The sequence below is a fragment of the Vibrio harveyi NBRC 15634 = ATCC 14126 = KCTC 12724 genome (assembly GCF_001591145.1).
GTDB classification, from domain to species: Bacteria; Pseudomonadota; Gammaproteobacteria; order Enterobacterales; family Vibrionaceae; genus Vibrio; species Vibrio harveyi.
The window spans coordinates 224,108-245,815 of record NZ_BCUF01000001.1 but is presented as its reverse complement, the minus strand read 5'-3'; the positions used below and the strand labels follow the sequence as shown (position 1 = coordinate 245,815).

The following is a 21,708-nucleotide window of genomic DNA, read 5'->3' as shown; positions in this document are numbered from 1 at the left end:
TTTTGATTAACTGTTATGTTATAACATTTTAATTAATAATCATTCTCAACAAGAAAAGCAAGCAAAATTTGTGATACTTTGCTCCTTAAACCCCAGTTAAAGATCCTACTCATGTATTCCATTGAGCCGATTGGCATTATCGAAAGCCCTTATAAAGAGAAATTCGCCGTTCCTCGCCAGCCTCGTTTGGTACCCGCAGCACGCTCGCGCGTTAAACTACAAGGTGCGGCAAATAGCCCCGAAGCCGTGCGTGGATTAGAGCAATTTTCTCACGTATGGTTACTGTTTTTGTTTGATCAGAATTTAGAAGCAGGATGGAAGCCGACGGTACGTCCCCCTCGTTTGGGCGGAAACGAACGTATTGGCGTGTTTGCTTCACGTTCTACCTTCAGACCCAACGGTATCGGCATGTCCGCAGTGGAGGTCAAAGGTATCAGTAAGAAAGGCGACCAGATCTATTTAGATCTTGGTAACGTAGACCTAGTCGATGGCACACCAATTATCGATATTAAGCCATATATCCCTTACTCGGATTCGATTACAGAAGCACAGGGTGGTTACGCAGAAGAAGAGCCTGAAACATCTCAGGTAGACTTCTCTTCCATTGCACTGGAAACACTCGAAAAGCGTAACGATACTGGTTATGTGAAAACAGTTCTCGAGCAAGTTCTGGCACAAGATCCTCGTCCGGCTTACAAGAAAAACAAGCCTGACAGCAAGGAATATGCGGTAAATTTGTTCGATTTAAACGTCAAGTTCACGGTTAGCGATAACTTAATAACAGTTACTGCGATTGAAAGCTTTTGACAAAGGCATTTGGCTGATATTATAGGCGGCTAACAATTTTCCCCTCGTGGGACCTTCATACTCCTGCCCATTCTGGCTTGAGTATCTAACTTTAATAAACGGATAAATTTAATGCGTACCAGTAATTATCTTCTTTCTACTCTGAAGGAGACTCCAAACGACGCAGAAGTAGTGAGCCACCAGCTCATGCTACGCGCGGGTATGATCCGTAAGCTGGCTTCAGGTCTTTACACCTGGCTGCCTACTGGTCTACGTGTGCTGCGTAAAGTCGAAAACATCGTTCGTCAAGAAATCGACAATGCAGGTGCAGTCGAAACTTTGATGCCCGTTGTTCAGCCGTTTGAACTATGGGAAGAGACAGGTCGTTCTGAGAAGATGGGTCCTGAGCTACTTCGCTTTACTGACCGTCATACTCGTCCGTTTGTTCTTAGCCCTACAGCTGAAGAAGTGATCACTAGCCTTGTGCGTAACGAAGTGAGCTCTTACAAACAGCTTCCGCTAAACCTGTACCAAATCCAGACTAAATTCCGTGATGAGCGTCGCCCACGTTTCGGCGTAATGCGTGCACGTGAATTCTGCATGATGGATGCATACAGCTTCGACATCGACAAAGAAGGTCTAGAGAAATCTTACCAAGCGATGCACGATGCTTACTGTAAAGCATTCGATCGCATGGGTCTTGAGTACCGTCCAGTACTTGCTGACTCTGGCGCTATCGGTGGTAGCGGCTCTCAAGAGTTCCACGTACTTGCTGAAAGCGGCGAAGACCTAATCGCATTCTCTACTGAGTCTGATTACGCAGCGAACATTGAAAAAGCAGAAGCAGCAGCGCCTGCGGGTGATCGCGCAGAGCCAACTCAAGAGATGACACTGGTTGATACACCAAACGCAAAAACAATCGCGGAACTTGTAGAGCAGCACGGTCTACCAATCGAGAAGACGGTTAAAACTCTATTCGTGAAAGCGTCTGACGAAGTTGATGCTGACATCATCGCTCTTATCGTTCGTGGTGACCACGAGCTAAACGAAGTGAAAGCAGAAAACCTACCTCAAGTTGCTTCTCCACTAGAGATGGCATCAGAAGAGGAAATGCGTGCACTTATCGGTGCTGGCGCTGGTTCTCTAGGCCCTGTAGGTCTTAAGCTGCCATTCATCGTTGACCGCTCTGTTGCTGTAATGAGCGACTTCGGCGCGGGTGCAAACATCGACGGCAAACACTACTTCGGTATCAACTGGGGTCGTGACGTTGAACTAGGTCAAGTTGAAGATCTGCGTAACGTAGTAGAAGGCGATCCAAGCCCATGTGGTCAAGGTACGCTAATGCTTAAGCGTGGTATCGAAGTTGGTCACATCTTCCAACTAGGTAATGTTTATTCAGAAGCAATGAACTGTGGTGTTCTTGGTCCTGACGGTAAAAACGTAATCCTAGAGATGGGTTGTTACGGTATCGGTGTTTCACGTGTTGTTGCTTCTGCAATTGAGCAAAACCACGACAAATACGGCATCATTTGGCCAGACGCACTAGCGCCTTTCCAAGTAGCTATCGTTCCTATGAACATGCACAAGTCTGAAGAAGTGAAAGAAGCGGCTGAGAAGCTATACGCTGAACTGACGGCTATGGGTATCGAAGTACTATTCGATGACCGTAAAGAGCGCCCAGGCGTAATGTTCTCTGATATGGAACTTATCGGTATTCCTCACACTATCGTGATCGGCGATCGTTCAATGAAAGAAGGCAACTTCGAGTATAAGAACCGCCGCACTGGTGAGAAAACCGCAGTTGCAATGGCAGACATCGTTGAGCACGTTAAAGCTCAACTTCAATAAGCTGCACTAAGCACATTGTACTGAATACATAGCGATGAAAAGGGTTGGCTTCGGTCAGCCCTTTTTTATGTCTGTTTTTATGGGTATAGACCCTCTCTGATATTTGCGTTGTTAATCTTTGGTTCAGATTCATCACCTTACACTGGATTTAATCTAGTAAGGAGGTCACTCATGGATCTAAAAAGTCTTCTTAACCAAGCGCTCAAATCAGACCTACTCAAGCAAGGCGCCGATGCTCTTGGTAAACAAACTAACAATATCAAATCTTCATCGAGCTCTAACCAACTGAAAACACTTGGTGCGGGCGCAATTGGTGGCGGTCTTATCGGCATGCTAATGGGCTCTAAGAAAAGCAAAAAGATGGCGAAGAAAGTGGGCACTGGAGCTCTAAAAGTCGGTGGCGCAGCGGCGTTAGGTGCTCTGGCTTACAAAGTCTACAACGATTGGCAAGCGAAGCAGGATACGCAAGGCGTCAACGAAACCTTCGATCCTGATGACAACAAACACGCGAAACTGATCCTTAAAGCCATGATTGGTGCAGCCAAAGCTGATGGTCATGTCGATGAACAAGAAATGGCTCGTATCGAACAAGCCCTGACAGAAATGGGCGCGGACGAACACGTAAGACAACTGGTTCATCGAGAACTTCACAAGCCTCTTGATCCTGCAGAAATTGCGCGCTTGGCAACATCACCGCAACAAGCATCAGAAATTTATCTCGCGTCATTGATTGTGGCAGATGAACAAAACTTTATGGAAAAAGCCTACTTACAAGAGCTTGCGAGGCAGCTCAATCTTTCTCCAGAAGTCACACTTCAATTGGAAGCACAATTACAGTGATGAATGTTTGCTCAAGTTGTCTGTGAATTTGAGCCAAAACAATTCTCTGCTTTGAGTTTCAAAACGGCTATGTGTATATTTGAGAGCAGTTATCATTTATTAAGGATTTAGCCATGCAAGTATACGGCTGTTGTGATTTGGTTCGTGAGCTTTACGCTCAAATTGGTAGTGGCGACCAAGCTTACGTTCCTCAAGCAATCTCATGTGCAGTAAGAGCACTAAATGATGTTGCTGCTGACGAGTCTTTACCAAAAGACGTTCGTGATAAAGCAGCATTTGCTGCAGCAAACCTACTGATCTCTGATTTCGAGGATAAGTAATGAATCTAGCGAACTTCGAATCCATGGATCCAATCATGCTGATGAGCATCGTCAACATGAAGCTGCGTGATGACTTTGGTGGTGATCTGGATAAGTTGGTTGCATTCTTTGATATCGACCGAACAGCACTTGAAGCAAAACTAGCTACGGCGGGTTTTGACTTTCTGCCTGACGCTGGCCAGTTCCGTTAATCGCTAACCAATACGGACAACGTAAGCAACGAATAGAAAAAAGGGCTTGATGCATTCATCAAGCCCTTTTCTTTTGTGCTTTGCGTAAGCTGATTAGCCGAACGAAGCCCAGATAACTGTCGCGACCAGAATCGGACAAACAAACTTCACGTATGCCGGCCACAGCTTACCGAACCAACCTTGAGTGAACTCCGGGCAGCCTTGCTCAAGTTCTTTAATCTTCGAGTGACGGTTCCATACCCAACCACCAAATAAACAGAACAATAACGCCGCCATAGGCTGTAAGTATTGCGTTGCGATAGTCGCAACCATGCCAAACAGAGCACCAAAGTTAAATACGATAACCACACTAAATAGCGCAATCAGACCACCTAAAACCCAACTCGTCGTGCTACGTTTGGTGTTAAATCGCTCACCCACCAATGCCACTGGGCATTCAAGCATCGAGATAGATGATGTCAGTGCCGCAATCGTCAGTAGTAAGAAGAAGACGATTGAGAACAGTTGACCAAGCAAACCTAAGCTATCAAACATCAATGGCAGAACAGTAAATACCAGCGTATCAGAACTCAATAGCGAACCATCTTCTGCGTAGATTTGAACGCCTTTTTGCATCGCAACGAACATCGCAGGCATCACCACTAGACCCGCAATAAAGGCAACTGCGGTGTCTACCATGGTTACGTTCATTGCCATCTTCGGTAGGTTCTCTTTCTTGCTTAAGTAAGAGCCGTAAATAAGCATCGAGCAGCCACCAATGGTCAGAGAGAAGAAACCTTGTCCCATTGCTGCAAGAATAAGCTTGCGATCCCATACTTTCTCGAAGTCAGGCACTAGGTAATGCTTCAAACCTTCCATCGCACCGTTTTGCGTCATGATGTAGATGAACAGCAGACCAAATAGAACAAACAGTGCAGGCATTAGTCGTGTAGACCATTTCTCAATGCCTTGCTTCACGCCGCCTTGTACGATCAAAATGGTTAATACATAAAATGTAATCGTACCAAACAAATTGCGCTCAACACTGAAGCCTTTCAACCATTGTGTTGCTGCCTCCATGCCCATAATGTCGGTAATAGCCCCCAACATAAAGCAAATCAACCAGCCGCCAACAATCGAGTAGAATGCCAAAACAGCACTTGGCACACTCAGACCAATCCAACCAACAAGACCACCAAGCTTTTTGCCTATTGGGTTGCCTGTTAGAGAGCGCATACTATCAACTGGGTTGGCTTGACCATGACGACCGATCGCCATTTCAACCACCAGCATTGGAAATGCAACGATAAGAATCATCACCAAGTAAACCAACAAGAAGGCACCACCACCGTTACTTGCTGCTTGAGTAGGAAAACCCCAAATGTTACCTAGACCCACCGCAGCACCAGCTGCCGCTAAAATGAATCCAAGGCGAGAGCCAAAATGCTCACGAGGCTGAGAAGAAGTTTGTTGTGTCATACCACTCACACAAAATATCAATGAACTAGCTGACTAGTACACTATAGCAATATCGTCTACTCAACAAGAGTGATTAGGTTAATTACTCGACAATCGGATCAATTAGCAGACATTCAGTTTGTAAATTTCCACGTACATCTCATATTCACCACGTATCCGTTTTTGTCCTTTTGATGAATTTATAAATCAGCGTGAAGTGAGCCGAAAAATAATGAGTCGGTTTGTAAAGCATGAATAGTTCAGCGTGATTTCGTGTTGAAAAGTGAAACATAACGCTTCGATTTTCTCTCCTGAGGTCTATTTATCAACTAGTTATCTAACTATATCTGTTCATGTTCTTGCGAACATCGAGTAACTCAAGGAGAGAAAAATGAAGTTCACTCTACTGCATGGTGCAGTGATAGCGACCCTTAGTGTTAGCTATCAAGCTCAAGCCTACAATTGCCAAACTTTACCTGTATGGGATAACACAACGGTTTATAACTCCGGTGAACAAGTGCAAACCAAAGGGGCTGCGTATGAAGCGGCGTACTGGACACAAGGTAATGATCCGGTAAACAATTCAGGTCCATGGGAGGCTTGGAAAGGTCTTGGTCAATGTGATGGTGGCAGTACAAACCTACCTCCTACGGTGTCCTTCTCTTCTCCCGCGAATAATGCGCAAATCCCAGAAGGCAGCGTGATCACCTTATTAGCCAATGCCGCAGATGAAGATGGTCAAGTCGCTCAAGTTGAATTTCTTGCCGGGAACCAAACCGTAGCTATTGTAACCCAATCCCCGTTTCAAGCTGACTGGACAGCATTGGAGGGGGTCTCTCAGTTAACGGCGATCGCAACCGACAATGAAGGTGCCGTAACCACAACCAATGTGTCTATCTTCGTTCAACCACAAACCGAACTACCACCGCCAGTCGTTTCTCTAACGAACCCAACAGGCACAGAAACACCAAGTGTAGGTGACACTATTTCGGTAACCGCCGATACAGCAGACAGCGATGGTTTAGTCACCCAAGTTGAGTTCTTCATAAACAACCAATCGGTTGCCGTCGATACCACTGCACCGTACGAATACGTCTGGACTGCAGCAGTTGGAACTCATACCTTTAAAGCGCAAGCAACCGACGATTCAAACCTATCGACCATGAGTCAAGAAGTCTCACTCGTCGTGAGTGACTCCAACTCTGGTGGTTGTGCAGACGCCTTGCCTTATGTTGCCGGTAACCGCTATGAAGTCGGTACACTAGTCTCTAACCTCAACCAGAAATACCGCTGTGATGTTGCAGGTTGGTGTTCTTCTGATGCAGCCTGGGCTTATGAACCGGGTGAAGGTTTGTACTGGCAAGATGCGTGGACTGGCTTAGGAGCCTGCTCAACGCCGCCTCAAGTTGCTATTACCGCACCAAGTGAAGGTCAAGTCTTACTTGCTGGTAGCAATGTTGAGATCTCAGCAGATGCCAGTGATGCAGATGGTAACGTGAGTCAAGTTGAGTTCTTTGCTAATAGCACCAGCTTAGGCGTGGTCGCTCAAGCGCCATATTCCGTTTTATGGAATGCAACGCTAGTTGGCACAAATCAACTTAAAGCCGTTGCAACAGACAACGATAATAATATTTCCGAGTCTGTTGTTAACGTGACAGTGAGTGACCAAGACTTGGTGATTTCATTGACGTCACCGAGTGCAGGTCAAACCGTAGGTTTAGGTAAAAATCTCGTCCTAAGCGCGGATGCAACCTCATTAACCTCTGGCGTTAAACACGTCGACTTTATGGTGAACGGAACAATTGTCGCAACAGACACGACAGCACCTTACTCGACGAACTGGACGCCAGCCGCGATAGGCAACTTTACAGTAAGCGCTCAAGCCACTGACCTTTCAGGCACAACAGCACTCTCTGATGCCGCTTCAATTACCGTGGTCGAGAAAACCGAGAAACGCCACAAGTTGATTGGTTACTGGCACAACTTCGTGAACGGCGCAGGCTGCCCTATCCGCTTAGCTGATATGTCTGATGCATGGGATGTGATTGATATTGCCTTTGCAGAAAATGACCGCAACAGCGATGGTACCGTACATTTCAACTTGTACTCTGGAGACATCTATAGTGATTGTCCTGCATTAGATCCAACCCAGTTCAAACAAGACATGGCTGCATTGCAAGCCAAAGGTAAGAAGTTTGTTCTATCTCTTGGTGGCGCTGAAGGTACGATTACACTGAACACCGACCAAGATGAAGCAAACTTTGTATCGAGCCTGACCGCACTGATTGCCGAATGGGGCTTCGATGGTTTGGATGTGGATCTAGAAAGTGGTTCTAACCTACTGCATGGTTCGCAAATCCAAGCGCGTTTAGGTCGAGCTTTGTTGCAAATTGAACAGAACATGGGCGGCGATATGTACCTCACCATGGCACCAGAACACCCTTACGTGCAAGGTGGCTATGTGGCTTACAGCGGCATCTGGGGCGCATACATTCCAGTGATCAATGAGACGCGCAGCACGCTCGACCTACTACACGTACAGTTGTACAACAATGGTGGTTTGCCAAACCCTTACTTACCAGGATCGGCACCAGAAGGCTCAGTGGATATGATGGTGGCGCAATCTAAGATGTTGATGGAGGGCTTTGAATTAGCAGATGGCACCATGTTTGAGCCACTGCGTGATGACCAAGTCGCGATTGGCTTGCCATCGGGACCGAGCTCAGCTAACTCTGGTCAAGCACCAACACAGAACATCCTTGATGCGTTAGATTGCTTAACCAAGGGCACTTCATGTGGCACAGTGAAACCAGCGTTCAACTACCCGAACTACGCTGGTGTGATGACATGGTCAATCAATTGGGATGAGCACGATGGCTTTAACTTCTCAAAACCAGTGGGAGACAAGTTAACTCAAATGAATGCTGAATAACTCGAATAGATACTGAATAGTACCCATGTAAAAAGAGCGCCGATAATAGGCGCTCTTTGTTGTTTCTGCTTCGCAAATTAAATCGTGAAGACTTGATAGTCTTTTAGCTCTGGAATTTTCTTCAGCAGATCCTGTTCTTCACCAGCCATATCATCCAGTGATTCACACAAATCTTCCGCTTGTTTCTCTACGTCTTTCGAGTGCTCTGCTAGGCGTTCTTGTACCTTAGCTTGCAGTTCTGTCATGCTTTCAGACAGTGCAGTTAAATTCAAACCACCATCTTCTTTCATCTTGGCAGACAACGCATCAAAAGCGCTGGCTAGGAATTCTTTGTTGAAAATTTCTTGTGCCTTCTCGAAGTCCTTTGACCACGATTCTGTCATCGACTCAAAGCTGTCAGCAGGCAGAATAAAATCACCATCTTTGTAGTAACGCGCTTCCACATCTGCGAAGAAGTCTTTTATCGCGACTTTAACATTATCAAACGAGTCTGGCGCATCAAGACTGACCGCAATGTCATCAATAATGTCGTTCGCTAATGCTAAGCCATCACTTGCCAGTTGTTTTGCTTGGGGAATATAAGCATTCATCTTCTCGCGGTAATTCTCGATTGCCGCTTTCTGATCATCATCAAGCTCAATCAGTTCGCCTTTAATGAACAGGTTATTGTCTTCGTCGACAACCGCTTTTTCACCATTGGTATGTACGATTTCTAAGTTCTGACCATCCATACGAACTTCGTTGTTAATATCGACGCGACACTGGGCTGCATAGCCACTGGCGCTGATGGTCAACAATGAGAGTGTGAGCAGTTTCTTCATTACTTTCTCTTTTTTCATGATTATTCCGCTTAACTATAACAACCAACTATGGATACGATGTCAGCAAATCGTCACGACTTCATAACAATTTGTTTTATCACCAATTTTCACATCAATCTCTTCCCCTTCTTCTCTGCCAATCAAAGCACGACCAAGGGGAGATTTTGGAGTAAGTACAAATACCTCTTTGCCTTGCCATTTAACAGTCAGTCCACCAGAGCAAGGACCGATAAAAAAGGTTTTTTCAACATCGTTCTCGTCGACTAATTCCACATAAGCACCAACCGCGATACGAGCATCGACAAAGTCACGTAGGACAAGAGCACGGTACTGACGAAGCTCTTCTTCACTTTCTTGCACACGCATCGCTTGCCCGTGCGCCAGATACGAAGCTTCAAGTGCTAGGGTGTCGTACTTGTGCTCTGGCACTGTTTCTTCATCGGTCGCGGCGTCAATGGCTCTTTGTGTCGAGGCGTGAGCAACGTGCAATTTATCTTCAAGTTGTTGAATGATTATTTGGACTAAATCAGCTTTGTTCATACTTTTAGGGCGCGCGTTAGGCACTCAGGGTGTGTTAATGTAACCCAGTTTATCATCAAACCAAGGTTTCCCTATTATGCAAAGTGCCTCGCTTCAGCAAACGCTTCAATCTGTGTTCGGATTTGACTCATTAAGACCCGGTCAACAGCCAGTGATTGAAGCAGTGATGAACGGACACTCGGCAGCAGCCATCTTTCCGACTGGTTCGGGGAAATCACTTTGCTACCAACTTCCTGCAACCCAGTTACCACACCTAACACTGGTGATTTCACCACTTCTTGCTCTGATGAAAGATCAGCTCGGTTTCCTGCAAAGTAAAGGCATAGCTGCGGCATCTATCGACAGTAGCCAAAGCCGAGAAGAAGCGCAGCAAGTTATGGCTGGCGTGAAGAATGGGCAGATTAAGATTTTGATGATTTCGGTAGAGCGGCTCAAGAACGAACGTTTTCGTGAATTCATTCGTCAGATTCCGCTCTCTTTGATGGTGGTCGATGAAGCACACTGTATCTCGGAATGGGGTCATAACTTCCGTCCTGACTACCTTAAACTGCCACAATACCAACGTGAACTGAATATCCCTCAAACGCTCTTGCTAACCGCAACGGCAACGCCAGCGGTTATCGAGGACATGCAAAACAAGTTTAATATCACTGGTGAGGACATTACGGTTACTGGCTTCTATCGTCCTAATCTCGATATTTCTGTGGTGCCTTGCGACGAAGAAAATAAGCAAACGCAACTGAATGACATCATTGCTGCAACACCTAAACTACCGAGCATCGTGTATGTCACTCAGCAACAGACCGCTGAGCAAGTTGCCAGCTCTCTTATCCGTTTAGGCATCAATGCTCACGCTTATCATGCGGGTATGAAGAGCGACATTCGTGAGAAAATTCAACAACAGTTTATGGACTCGCAAATCGACTGCATTGTCGCAACAATCGCATTTGGGATGGGGGTAGATAAATCTGATATTCGCCGTGTTATTCACTTCGATTTACCAAAATCTATCGAAAACTACGCACAAGAAATTGGGCGCGCCGGACGTGATGGACAGCGTTCGGAGTGTATTCTTTTGGGCAATACCTCCGGCTTAACGGTATTAGAGAACTTTGTTTACGGTGACACGCCAGAGCCAAGCTCAATCAATTATGTACTGGAGCAAATTCGCGAGAACACTCCGCAGTGGGAGGTGATGGCGTTGCGATTGTCTCGCGACAGCAACATTCGCCAACTTCCGCTAAAAACCTTATTAGTTTACCTAGAGCTAGCAAAAGTAATTGAAGCCAAATACAGTTATTTCGCAGAATATCGCTTCAAGTTTTTACAAGAACAAAGTTTCATCCTCAATCAGTTCCAAGGCGAGAGACGTCAGTTTGTTGAAGCCATTTTTGCTTGTTCAACCAAAGCCAAAGTATGGTGCCAAGTGGATTTAGAAGCATTATGGATGAACTATCAGTCTGAGCGCAGCCGTGTGGTTGCGGCGCTAGATTACTTCCACCAAAATGGCTGGATTGAATTAGAAAGCAAACAGCTTACGGATGTTTACTCGGCTCTCCCTACCACTCAAAGCCAAGAAGCTATCTCTCAGCATTTAATTGAGTTGTTCCAATCCAAAGAACACAAGGACATTGAACGAATTCATACTATGTTGAGTCTGTTCCAATCGTCAGACTGTTTAAGTCACCAACTGGCGCAGTACTTTGCCGATCACGATGCTCCAACTCAATGTGGTCACTGTTCAGTGTGTCGTGGACAAGTCGCATCTTTTCCTCAACCACAACAAACACAACCTGAATTGGCACACCTATCCACTTGGGTTGATGAATTTGTCCAGCTTTCACCAACGGCGATTAGCAATGCAGCTGTCGCACGCTTCTTATGTGGAATTAGCACACCAATTATCACGCAACTGAAAGCGAGCAAGTTACGCGGTTATGGGTCAATGGCAAATGTTTCTTTTGAGCAAGTACTAAAGCAGGTTGAATTAGCGCGAGCTTAGAAGAAACTCAATTGACGCGCTTGTTGCTCAGGCTTGAGCATCACACTTAAGCCTAATAAGCGTATCTCTCGACCATTTTGGCGCTTGAGTATATCTCTTAACAGTTCTTTAAAGTCATCGAGCTCTAACTGAGGGTGGATGTGCTCAATTGTCGTGAGTTGAAAATCGGCAAATTTGAGTTTAATACCCTGTTTGATAATAGACTTATCTGGACTGGCTTTTTCCAAACGTTTCTCTAGTTCAGGGTAGAGCTTGTCTTCAATCACCTGCCAGCATTCATCGTAAGTCACAATGTTTTCGCTAAAGGTGCGCTCGACCCCAACCGACTTACGTTCACGCTCAACCACCACTTCACGATCGTCGATGCCATGACTACGTTTCCAAAGCGAAGCACCTTGGCGTCCAAATTGACGTAGCAGCTCACGATAGTCGCTGTTTTTGATATCCTCACATAGGTAAAAGCCCGCTTGATGTAGCTTCTCCAAGCTCACTTTACCAACTCCTGGAATCTTTTCTAACGGCAGTTTGTCTACGACTTCTTGAACCTTTTCTGGCGGAATAACAAATTGTCCATTGGGTTTATTCATGTCTGAAGCCACTTTGGCAAGAAACTTAATCGGTGCAATACCTGCCGATGCAGTAAGTCCAAGCTCATTCCAGATATCATTGCGGATCGATTCTGCGATTAAGGTTGCAGAACCCCGACAAGCAGTCGAGTCAGTCACATCAAGATACGCCTCATCAAGTGATAGTGGCTCGATAAGTGGCGTGTATCGCTCGAAAATGGTACGGATCTGTTGGGATACTTGTTTGTATACGTGCATTCGTCCCGGGACGACGAGCAAATGGGGGCAAAGTTGAAGCGCTCTGGCTGTTGGCATCGCACTGCGCACACCGAATTTACGCGCTTCATAGTTACAGGTGCTGATCACGCCGCGTTGTTTCTCATGACCGCCAACGGCAAGCGCAATACCACGATAACTGGGGTTGTCACGCATCTCGACCGCTGCATAAAAGCAATCCATATCAACGTGAATTATTTTTCTGACTCGCTCAATCACGTTCCGCACACAAATAAACACTGTTTAAAAAAACAGTATAGCTGTAAATACACGTATTGGAAATAGTGTTATCTGGAGTCAGGTAGCAACAATTTTTCATGGCATTAAAGTGACATTTCATTATTATTGACTTCTATAACACTAAAGTTGATTTATATACGAAAGTAGGGAAACTTTTTGAGTAATAAAATACTGGTCGTCGAAGACAGTCGCGCCTTTAATAACTACTTACAACAAATCTTAAATCAGGCGGGTTATGAAGTACTTGCTGCCGAAAGCTATGCGGAAGCACAATCTATTTTAACGTCTCAGCCTGAGCTTCTCTGTGCAGTTTTAGATTACTGCTTACCGGATGCGCAGGACGGTGAGATCATCGATTTAGTCCTTTCTCACCAACAAAAAGTCATCGTGCTTACGGCGATGTTGCAAGATGATGCTCGTGAAAAGATGCTGGCAAAAGGCGTACTCGATTACATCTTAAAAGACAGCATGGCCTCCGTTTCTTACCTTCTTCCTCTGATTAAACGCCTGACCAACAACCAGCAACACAAATGTCTGGTTGTTGATGACTCAATGACGGTTCGCCGCCATGTCGTACAATTACTTGAGCATCAATACATCCAGACATTGCAAGCCGAGAATGGTCAACAAGCAATCGAAGTTATTGAACAAAATCCAGATATTACCTTGGTTCTGACCGACCATGATATGCCAATCAAAGATGGCATCACTATGATCCGAGAGCTTCGCCAAAAGCTCGATAAAAACCAATTGGCGATCCTTGGGATCTCTGGAAGTGATGACCACTCAATGACAGCGCGCTTTCTAAAAGCGGGAGCAAACGACTTTCTGTACAAGCCTTTTAATCAAGAGGAGTTCTTTTGTCGGGTCCATCAAATCTTGGATATGAAAGAAGCCACAACAGATTTATTTAGAATGGCGAACCAAGATTCACTCACTGGCTTATGGAACCGTCGCTTTCTATTTGGGCAAACATGTGACAGCGATGAGCAACGCAATATTGCTATGCTAGATATCGATTTCTTTAAGAAAGTGAATGATAACTATGGTCATGATGGGGGCGATGCTGCACTTGTTATGGTCGCCAATATATTAAAAATCTATTTTCCTGATGATGTGATTGCACGATTCGGGGGTGAAGAGTTTTGCATCCAAGCCTACGGCAGCTACGACGACTTTGTGACACGTTTAGAGCAAATGCGTCAACGCGTAGAGAAAACTCCGATTCCTTATCAAGATGACCAGATTCAAGTAACCATCAGCGTCGGTGTTTCAAACATCAAGGGCAATTTAGATCAGCAAATTAAAGTCGCGGATGACCGTTTGTATCAAGCGAAAGGAAACGGGCGGAATCAAACCGTATCTCAGTAGACGGCACTTAATGTCACCAACCTAATTCAATATTCAAACAGAAACCAAAGCCGAAAAAACAAAACCCAGCCATTGGCTGGGTTTTATCATTCTTGTTATCGCATATTAAGCAATGCGATCTTTTTCCCATGCAGCAAGCTTCTCAGCGCGGGCTGCTTCACGTGCTTCGCGCTTCTTACGTGCATCACATGGTTCTGGGCAGTTACATACTTTCTCAATACCAACCGCACCCAGACCGCCACAGCTGCCTTTCACAACCTTCTTTTGGAAGATGTAACCAACTGCCATCGCTGCAATTACCGCAACAAAGACAGCAAAAGTAATTAGAAATGTACTCATAAGGACATGCTCACTTCTGTTGTTATTTCTTCATGAACGGCTTGTATGCTTCCGAAGCCAGCTCTTTAAAACCATCATCCGTTTTCACAATCATGAAAACAGGAATATTATTCTCATTTGCGATTTCCATGCCTTTGTCTTCACCTAGCACCATAAGACCAGTTGCAAGACCATCAGCTGTCATCGACGATTTATCCAGTACCGTTACAGACACCACCTTATGATGGATTGGTTTGCCCGTATGCGGGTTAATGATATGAGAGTATCGCACACCATTGCTCTCAAAGTAATTACGATAGTCACCGCTTGTTGCAATTGCCATGTCACCTGGTTCAATAATCTCTTGAATTGAACGCTCATCAACGGTTGGTTTTTCAATCGCAATACGCCATGGCACACCTTCACGGTTTATGCCTTTCAAACGCATTTCACCGCCAACTTCCACCATGTAGTTATGAATGCCTTCTGATTGCAGGTAATCTGCCACAACATCCACACCCCAACCTTTGGCAATCGTCGATAAGTCAACGTACAAGTTTGGAATATCTTTCGACAGCTTGTTACCTTCAACAGAAAGGTGATGGATACCAGTATTCGCTTTACGAGCTGCTAGCTCTTCATCTGTTGGAACCACATCCGGGCGCGCTTCTGGACCAAAGCCCCATAGGTTCACTAGTGGACCTACGGTTACGTCTAGTGCTCCTAGAGTAAGACCGTTCAAGCGAATCGCTTCTTTCACTACCGTTGCTGTTTGTGGCGATACTTCAAATGGCTCGCTAGTTTTATGTTGATTAAAACGGCTAAGCTCTGAATCTTCACGGTAAGTCGACATTTGATCGTTCACTTCTTCTAGTAATCGATCGATTTCAGTCTGAAGCGCTTCTGGTGAAGGTAAACCATCTTGCTCGATGTATTTAATGTTGTAAGTAGTCCCCATCGTTGGACCACTTAAATGAATTTGATCCGCAGGCTGCTCACAGCCAGCCAAAACCAATAGAGAAGCGAATGCAACAAGCCACTTTTTCACTTGTTTACTCCTATTATCGTTAAATTGATATGGAAAATGGGTTCTCTTGAGATAAACCGATTTCCTATATCAACTGTTGAATATCATTTTGTTTTTTACAAAAAATAATGGCTAGCCCTTATAGAGCTAGCCATAGATTCAATCACTTGGGAGGATTAACCACCGAAGTCATCTAGAAGGATGTTCTCATCCTCTACACCTAGATCTTTTAGCATACCAATTACAGCAGCGTTCATCATAGGTGGACCACACATGTAGTATTCACAGTCTTCTGGCGCTTCATGATCACGTAGGTAGTTCTCGTAAAGAACATTGTGAATGAAGCCAGTGTAACCATCCCAGTTATCTTCTGGCATAGGGTCAGACAGTGCACAGTGCCATACGAAGTTATCGTTCTCAGCCGCTAGGCCATCGAAGTCTTCTACGTAGAACATCTCACGCTTAGAACGTGCACCGTACCAGAATGACATCTTACGCTTAGAGTGCAGACGTTTTAGCTGGTCGAAGATATGAGAACGCATTGGAGCCATACCTGCACCACCACCAACGAATACCATTTCAGCATCAGTGTCTTTCGCGAAGAACTCACCGAATGGACCTGAAATCGTACACTTGTCGCCTTCTTTTAGAGACCAGATGAACGATGACATGATACCAGGTGGTACATCAGGATTATTAGGCGGCGGCGTAGCGATACGCACGTTCAGCATAATAATACCTTCTTCTTCTGGGTAGTTAGCCATTGAGTAAGCACGGATCGTTTCTTCGTTTACCTTAGACTCGTAACGGAACAAGTTAAATTTGTCCCAATCTTCACGGTACTCTTCAGGTACATCGAAGTCAGCATACTTAACGTGGTGAGCTGGTGCTTCAATCTGGATGTAACCACCAGCACGGAAAGGTACTGATTCGCCATCTGGAATTTGTAGCTTAAGCTCTTTGATGAATGTCGCTTTGTTATCGTTAGAGATAACTGTACATTCCCACTTCTTAACGCCGAAGATCTCTTCAGGAAGCTCGATATCCATGTCAGTTTTCATTGCAACCTGACACGCTAGACGCTCACCTTCACGTGCTTCACCTTTAGTAATATGGTCAAGCTCGGTAGGTAGGATGTCACCACCACCTGATTTAACTTTTACGCGACACTGACCACAAGAGCCACCGCCACCACAAGCAGAAGATACGAATACGCCAGCACCAGCTAACGCAGATAGTAGCTTACCACCTGGTTGTGTAACGATCGCCAGTGAAGGGTCATCGTTCACAGAAATTGTAATGTCACCTGTTGGTACAAGCTTAGACTTAGCGAAAAGAATCACTAGTACTAGCGCAAGTACGATCAGAGTAAACATCACTACACCAAGAATAATGTCCATTGACTATTCCTTAATTGTTGCGGTTTACCCGACTTACAGTTGAACACCAGAGAAAGACATAAAGCCTAACGCCATAAGACCTACAGTGATAAACGTGATGCCTAGACCACGTAGACCTGGAGGTACATCTGAGTACTTCATCTTCTCACGGATACCTGCAAGAGCGACGATCGCTAGCATCCAGCCCACACCAGAGCCGAAACCGTAAACAACAGATTCAGCAAAGTTGTAGTCACGTTGTACCATGAAAGATACACCACCGAAGATCGCACAGTTTACTGTGATCAGCGGTAGGAAGATGCCTAGCGCGTTGTACAAAGGTGGGAAGAAACGGTCAAGAACCATCTCTAGGATCTGTACAAGTGCTGCGATTACACCGATGAAGGTGATGAAGTTTAGGAAGCTAAGGTCTACGCCCTCAACTAACGCGTTCTCTTTCAGAACTAGGTTGTAAACTAGGTTGTTCACAGGAACCGCGATAGTTAGTACTACCACTACTGCAACACCTAGACCGAAAGAGGTCTTAACTTTCTTAGATACGGCAAGGAAAGTACACATACCTAGGAAGAAAGACAGTGCCATGTTTTCGATGAAAATCGATTTAACTAGCAGACTGATGTAATGTTCCATGACGCCCTTACTCCTTCGCTTCTACTTGTTCTGGTTTCAGAATACGGATTACCCAGATTAGGAAGCCGATTAGGAAGAATGCAGATGGTGCTAGTAGCATCAGACCGTTTGGCTGGTACCAACCACCGTTGCTCACTAGAGGTAGAACTTCCATGCCGAATAGCTTGCCTGAACCGAATAGTTCACGGAAGAAACCTACGGTGATAAGAACGAAGCCGTAACCTAGACCGTTACCGATACCATCAATTAGCGATGGGATTGGCGCAGATTTCATTGCGAATGCTTCAGCACGACCCATTACGATACAGTTCGTGATGATAAGACCTACGAATACAGATAGCTGTTTAGAGATATCGTATAGGTAAGCTTTAAGCACTTGGTCTACCACGATTACTAGCGATGCGATGATTGCCATCTGAACGATGATACGCACACTGTTAGGAATGTGGTTACGGATCAGAGAAACAGAGAAGTTAGACAATGCAGTTACGAAAGTTACCGCTAGTGTCATTACAAATGCTGTTTCTAGTTTAGTTGTTACTGCAAGAGCAGAACATACACCAAGAACCTGCAGCGCGATCGGGTTGTTGTCCAACACCGGCGCCATAATGCTCTTTTTAATGTTTTGTGCGCTAGACATTAGTTCAGACCTCCGTCACGAACTTTTGCTAGGAAAGGACCAAAGCCCATGTCACCTAACCAGAAGTCAAATGTACCTTGAACACCGTTACCAGTTAGTGTCGCACCAGATAGGCCATCAACGCCGTGTTCAGAACCTTCTGGAGCACCACCTTTAACAATCTTGATTGCTGGTTTGTGGTTCTCGTCGAATAGTTTCTTACCAACGAATTGAGCACGCCATGCTGGGTTTTCTACTTCACCACCAAGTCCAGGAGTTTCACCTTGCTCGTAGTAAGTAATACCAGACACAGTGTTACCGTCAGTTTCAACCGCAACGAATGCGTACATCATAGACCATAGACCGTTACCGTGAACTGGAATGATAACTTTAGAAATGTCATCACCACTTTTCACTAGGTAAACGATACCTGTGTTAGCACGACGTAGGATCTTAGCTTTGTCTTCATCAGCCGTTAGCTTGATAGACTCAGCAGGATCTTTAGCTGCTTTACGTTGGTCGTAGTTAGCTGCTGTAGAGCCGTCTTCAGCTTTCTCTACAAAATCACCAGTTTTGAAGTCAACTAGACGAGGTTCGATGTACTCAGCAAATAGCTCAGGAACTTTCTTACCTTCAGCGTCGATACCCGCAACTTCGATGATCTTAGATTGCTTATCTAGTACAGCGTTAGCTTTTTGCTGGTCACGCAGACCCACTGCTGCTGTTGATACGATGATTGAACAAACAAGGCTCAACCCGACAACAACACCCAGCGTCTTTTTAATGCTGTCGTTATTACTTGCCATAGCGTGCTAGTCTCCGCTTGATGTTCTTCTCGATAACTACATGGTCGAACAGAGGTGCGAACAGGTTCGCGAATAGAATCGCCAGCATCATACCCTCTGGGTAAGCCGGGTTAACTACACGGATCATCACACACATTGCACCGATTAGGATGCCGTACCACCATTTACCGCCATTGGTAAATGAAGCTGATACTGGGTCAGTTGCCATGAAGAACATACCGAATGCAAAACCACCTAGAACTAGGTGCCAGTGCCATGGCATGTTGAACATTGGGTTGGTGTCAGAACCGATCACATTGAATAGTGTCGATACTGCGATCATACCGATCATTACACCTGCGATGATGCGCCATGAAGCGATTCGCATGTAAACGATCATCGCTGCACCGATCATTAGAGCAAGCGTTGATACTTCACCAATTGAGCCTGGGATGTTACCGATGAATGCATCCATCCAAGTGATAGGAGCGCCAGTGATGTTGTTGATCAATGCGCCGCTACCGCCGTGAGCCCATTGGCTAAGAGCAGTTGCACCAGAGAAGCCGTCAGCCGCAGTCCATACTACGTCACCCGAGATTTGCGCTGGGTAAGCGAAGAATAGGAAAGCACGACCTGCAAGAGCAGGGTTCAGGAAGTTACGACCTGTACCACCGAAGATCTCTTTAGCAACAACAACACCAAATGTGATACCTAGTGCCGCTTGCCATAAAGGTAGCGTTGGTGGAACGATAAGTGCGAACAGGATAGAAGTTACAAAGAAACCTTCGTTAACTTCGTGCTTACGCACCATACAGAAAAGCACTTCCCAGAAACCACCAACAATAAATACTGTTGCGTAGATTGGTAGGAAGTAAGTCGCACCTAATAGCATCTTACTGCCAACGCCAGCTTCCGCACCGATGGTGCCACCAAGCATTTCTGTTAGCCAGTAGTGCCAGTTACCTGCGATAACTGTCGCTAGTTGGTCACCAGCGTACATGTGGTTAAGTGCTGCGATAGCTTGGCCACCCGCATTGTACATACCCCAGAACATTGCTGGGAATACTGCGAACCAAACCATGATCATGATACGTTTTAAGTCAACGCTATCACGAACGTGCGAGCTACGTTTTGTTACTAGACCTGGCGTGTAGAATAGTGTTGCTGCTGCTTCGTACAGTGCAAACCACTTTTCGTGCTTACCGCCTGGTTCAAAATGATGCTCGATATCCTCAATGAATTTCTTAAGCATGGATTACCCTTCCTTCACGATGGTATCTAGGCATTCACGAAGTAACAGACCGTACTCGTATTTACCAGGACATACAAAGGTACACAATGCTAGATCTTCTTCATCCAGTTCAAGCGCACCAAGTGCTTGAGCACTATCAGTATCGCCTGCACATAGATCACGAAGTAGCAGTGTCGGTTCCATATCAAGCGGCATTACGCGCTCGTAGTTGCCGATTGGAACCATTGCACGGTCACTACCGTTAGTCGTTGTTGTCATGTTGAACAACTGACCTTTGAAGATGTGACCAAGGAAAGATTTCGTGATTGAGAACTTGTTTTTACCAGGTACAGCCCAGCCAAACAGTTCTTTGTCACGACCTTCGCGTAACACAGAAACTTGTTGGTGGTAACGACCTAGGTAGGCATGTGGACCAGACGCTTGAGTACCAGAAAGTACCGAGCCTGAAATCACACGAACTTCACCAGGCATCAACTCGCTGTCAGTTAGGTCTTCAAGAGAAGCACCAACAACTGTACGAAGAAGACGTGGGTTGTTCACAACAGGACCAGCTAGAGACACAACACGATCAGTGTAAAGCTCACCCGTTAGGAAAAGCTGACCGAACGCGATAACGTCTTGGTAGTTGATGCTCCATGCCACATTTTCTGCATTCACTGGGTATAGGAAATGCATGTGGGTGCCAGCAAGACCTGCTGGGTGAGGGCCATCGAAGACGTGTTCTTCTACGTTTGACTGAGAAGAGCGTGGCAAGCTAGTGCCAGACTTACATACGTAAACCTTGCCTTCTGTCAGGGCTGAAAGAATGTCTAGACCGGCAACGAATGCTTCTTGTTGTTCATTGATGATCAACTCAGGCTGTGCTGCTAGTGGATTAGTATCCATTGCAGTTACGAAAATAGCCTTAGTAGCAGACTCGATTGCTGGAACCTTGCTAAACGGACGAGTACGTAAAGCGGTCCAAAGACCAGATTCAACCAATTGAGTCTTGATCACTTCGCGATCTAGACTTGCTAGTTGAGCTGCTTCGAACTTATCAAATGTAACCTGCTCTTCGCCTGCTACTTCAATCACTACTGATTGAAGTACACGCTTAGCGCCACGGTTAATTTCGATCACTTTACCGGCTGCTGGAGCAGTGAACTTCACGCCAGGGTTCTTTTTGTCTTCAAAAAGAACTTGCGCTTTTTTCACTTCATCGCCAACGCGGACATGCATGGTAGGACGCATGCCAACGTACTCTTCGCCAAGCAAGGCGACTTTTTTGATGGTCTTACCATCATTAATCACCTGGGATGGAGCTCCTGCGATAGGAAGATCCAAGCCCTTCTTTATTGTAATCATACGCACTTGCACTACTTTTATCGGGAAAAAGATTCTTTTGATTGCGTAACTTTTAGACACGACATCAGTGTCCGGTTTTGATGTTGTTTAAAACATCAAAATCGCAACATCCTATTAATTATCTCGTCACAAATATTAGGCGAGATTTATCAGGTGCCGTAGT

20 protein-coding genes are annotated in these 21,708 nt (G+C 45.5%); 8 read left to right on the top strand and 12 right to left on the bottom strand.

Annotation, left to right across the window (positions count from 1 at the left end):
- Positions 1-111 precede the first annotated feature (111 nt).
- The 5 genes from tsaA (at position 112) to VHA02S_RS01010 (ending at position 3,985) form a co-directional block, all read left to right on the top strand.
- Positions 112-807, top strand: coding sequence for a tRNA (N6-threonylcarbamoyladenosine(37)-N6)-methyltransferase TrmO (gene tsaA, locus VHA02S_RS01030; RefSeq protein ID WP_009698652.1), 696 nt, complete (start codon positions 112-114; stop codon positions 805-807).
- Positions 808-918: 111 nt separating this feature from the next.
- On the top strand, positions 919-2,634 hold the full coding sequence (locus VHA02S_RS01025) for a proline--tRNA ligase (protein ID WP_005446216.1): 1,716 nt from the start codon (positions 919-921) through the stop codon (positions 2,632-2,634).
- A 171-nt stretch (positions 2,635-2,805) separates the two neighbouring features.
- Positions 2,806-3,474, top strand: a complete 669-nt coding sequence (locus tag VHA02S_RS01020) for a tellurite resistance TerB family protein (RefSeq protein ID WP_038898379.1) — start codon at positions 2,806-2,808, stop codon at positions 3,472-3,474.
- Positions 3,475-3,587: 113 nt separating this feature from the next.
- Positions 3,588-3,794: a YaeP family protein gene (locus tag VHA02S_RS01015; protein ID WP_005446221.1), complete on the top strand. Its 207-nt coding sequence runs from the start codon at positions 3,588-3,590 to the stop codon at positions 3,792-3,794.
- Positions 3,794-3,985: a DUF4250 domain-containing protein gene (locus VHA02S_RS01010; protein ID WP_005446222.1), complete on the top strand. Its 192-nt coding sequence runs from the start codon at positions 3,794-3,796 to the stop codon at positions 3,983-3,985. Before VHA02S_RS01015 ends, VHA02S_RS01010 begins: the two co-directional genes overlap by 1 nt.
- A gap of 93 nt (positions 3,986-4,078) precedes the next feature.
- On the opposite strand, the gene VHA02S_RS01005 is transcribed toward VHA02S_RS01010, so the two are convergent.
- Positions 4,079-5,443: a sodium-dependent transporter gene (locus VHA02S_RS01005; RefSeq protein WP_005446225.1), complete on the bottom strand. Its 1,365-nt coding sequence runs from the start codon at positions 5,441-5,443 to the stop codon at positions 4,079-4,081.
- Between the two features lie 370 nt (positions 5,444-5,813).
- Between VHA02S_RS01005 and VHA02S_RS01000 the strand changes: the two genes are divergently transcribed.
- Complete coding sequence (locus VHA02S_RS01000; protein ID WP_038898378.1) at positions 5,814-8,354, top strand: Ig-like domain-containing protein; 2,541 nt, start codon at positions 5,814-5,816, stop codon at positions 8,352-8,354.
- A gap of 77 nt (positions 8,355-8,431) precedes the next feature.
- Here the strand turns inward: VHA02S_RS01000 and VHA02S_RS00995 are convergent, their stop codons facing one another.
- Together VHA02S_RS00995 and VHA02S_RS00990 are read right to left on the bottom strand one after the other, a co-directional pair.
- Entirely contained in the window at positions 8,432-9,175 is a 744-nt protein-coding gene (locus VHA02S_RS00995; RefSeq protein WP_026000226.1) for a YggN family protein, read from the bottom strand.
- Between the two features lie 60 nt (positions 9,176-9,235).
- On the bottom strand, positions 9,236-9,715 hold the full coding sequence (locus VHA02S_RS00990) for a GreA/GreB family elongation factor (protein ID WP_005446230.1): 480 nt from the start codon (positions 9,713-9,715) through the stop codon (positions 9,236-9,238).
- A gap of 76 nt (positions 9,716-9,791) precedes the next feature.
- Here VHA02S_RS00990 and VHA02S_RS00985 point away from each other — a divergent pair, with 76 nt between their 5' ends.
- Positions 9,792-11,717, top strand: a complete 1,926-nt coding sequence (locus VHA02S_RS00985) for a RecQ family ATP-dependent DNA helicase (protein ID WP_038898377.1) — start codon at positions 9,792-9,794, stop codon at positions 11,715-11,717.
- On the opposite strand, the gene dinB is transcribed toward VHA02S_RS00985, so the two are convergent.
- A complete protein-coding gene (gene dinB / locus VHA02S_RS00980) occupies positions 11,714-12,778 on the bottom strand; it encodes a DNA polymerase IV (RefSeq protein ID WP_029790427.1) in 1,065 nt (354 codons plus the stop codon). The genes VHA02S_RS00985 and dinB overlap by 4 nt on opposite strands.
- A 177-nt stretch (positions 12,779-12,955) precedes the next feature.
- Between dinB and VHA02S_RS00975 the strand changes: the two genes are divergently transcribed.
- A complete protein-coding gene (locus VHA02S_RS00975) occupies positions 12,956-14,170 on the top strand; it encodes a diguanylate cyclase (protein WP_038898376.1) in 1,215 nt (404 codons plus the stop codon).
- A gap of 105 nt (positions 14,171-14,275) precedes the next feature.
- On the opposite strand, the gene nqrM is transcribed toward VHA02S_RS00975, so the two are convergent.
- The 8 genes from nqrM to VHA02S_RS00935 all read right to left on the bottom strand — a co-directional run bounded on the left by nqrM (position 14,276) and on the right by VHA02S_RS00935 (position 21,545).
- Entirely contained in the window at positions 14,276-14,509 is a 234-nt protein-coding gene (nqrM, locus tag VHA02S_RS00970) for a (Na+)-NQR maturation NqrM (RefSeq protein WP_005436655.1), read from the bottom strand.
- A gap of 22 nt (positions 14,510-14,531) precedes the next feature.
- Positions 14,532-15,536, bottom strand: coding sequence for an FAD:protein FMN transferase (locus VHA02S_RS00965; protein WP_017817737.1), 1,005 nt, complete (start codon positions 15,534-15,536; stop codon positions 14,532-14,534).
- Positions 15,537-15,691: 155 nt separating this feature from the next.
- Positions 15,692-16,915: an NADH:ubiquinone reductase (Na(+)-transporting) subunit F gene (gene nqrF, locus VHA02S_RS00960; protein ID WP_009698660.1), complete on the bottom strand. Its 1,224-nt coding sequence runs from the start codon at positions 16,913-16,915 to the stop codon at positions 15,692-15,694.
- A gap of 33 nt (positions 16,916-16,948) precedes the next feature.
- Positions 16,949-17,545: an NADH:ubiquinone reductase (Na(+)-transporting) subunit E gene (gene nqrE / locus VHA02S_RS00955; RefSeq protein WP_005436652.1), complete on the bottom strand. Its 597-nt coding sequence runs from the start codon at positions 17,543-17,545 to the stop codon at positions 16,949-16,951.
- Between the two features lie 7 nt (positions 17,546-17,552).
- Positions 17,553-18,185, bottom strand: coding sequence for an NADH:ubiquinone reductase (Na(+)-transporting) subunit D (locus VHA02S_RS00950; protein ID WP_005450954.1), 633 nt, complete (start codon positions 18,183-18,185; stop codon positions 17,553-17,555).
- Entirely contained in the window at positions 18,185-18,970 is a 786-nt protein-coding gene (locus VHA02S_RS00945) for a Na(+)-translocating NADH-quinone reductase subunit C (RefSeq protein WP_005450952.1), read from the bottom strand. The genes VHA02S_RS00950 and VHA02S_RS00945 overlap by 1 nt, the downstream gene beginning before the upstream one ends.
- Entirely contained in the window at positions 18,960-20,201 is a 1,242-nt protein-coding gene (locus VHA02S_RS00940; protein WP_005427308.1) for an NADH:ubiquinone reductase (Na(+)-transporting) subunit B, read from the bottom strand. The genes VHA02S_RS00945 and VHA02S_RS00940 overlap by 11 nt, the downstream gene beginning before the upstream one ends.
- A 3-nt stretch (positions 20,202-20,204) precedes the next feature.
- The gene (locus VHA02S_RS00935) at positions 20,205-21,545 is read right to left on the bottom strand and encodes a Na(+)-translocating NADH-quinone reductase subunit A (protein WP_038898375.1); all 1,341 of its coding nucleotides are present in this window, start codon (positions 21,543-21,545) and stop codon (positions 20,205-20,207) included.
- Between the last annotated feature and the right edge of the window lie 163 nt (positions 21,546-21,708).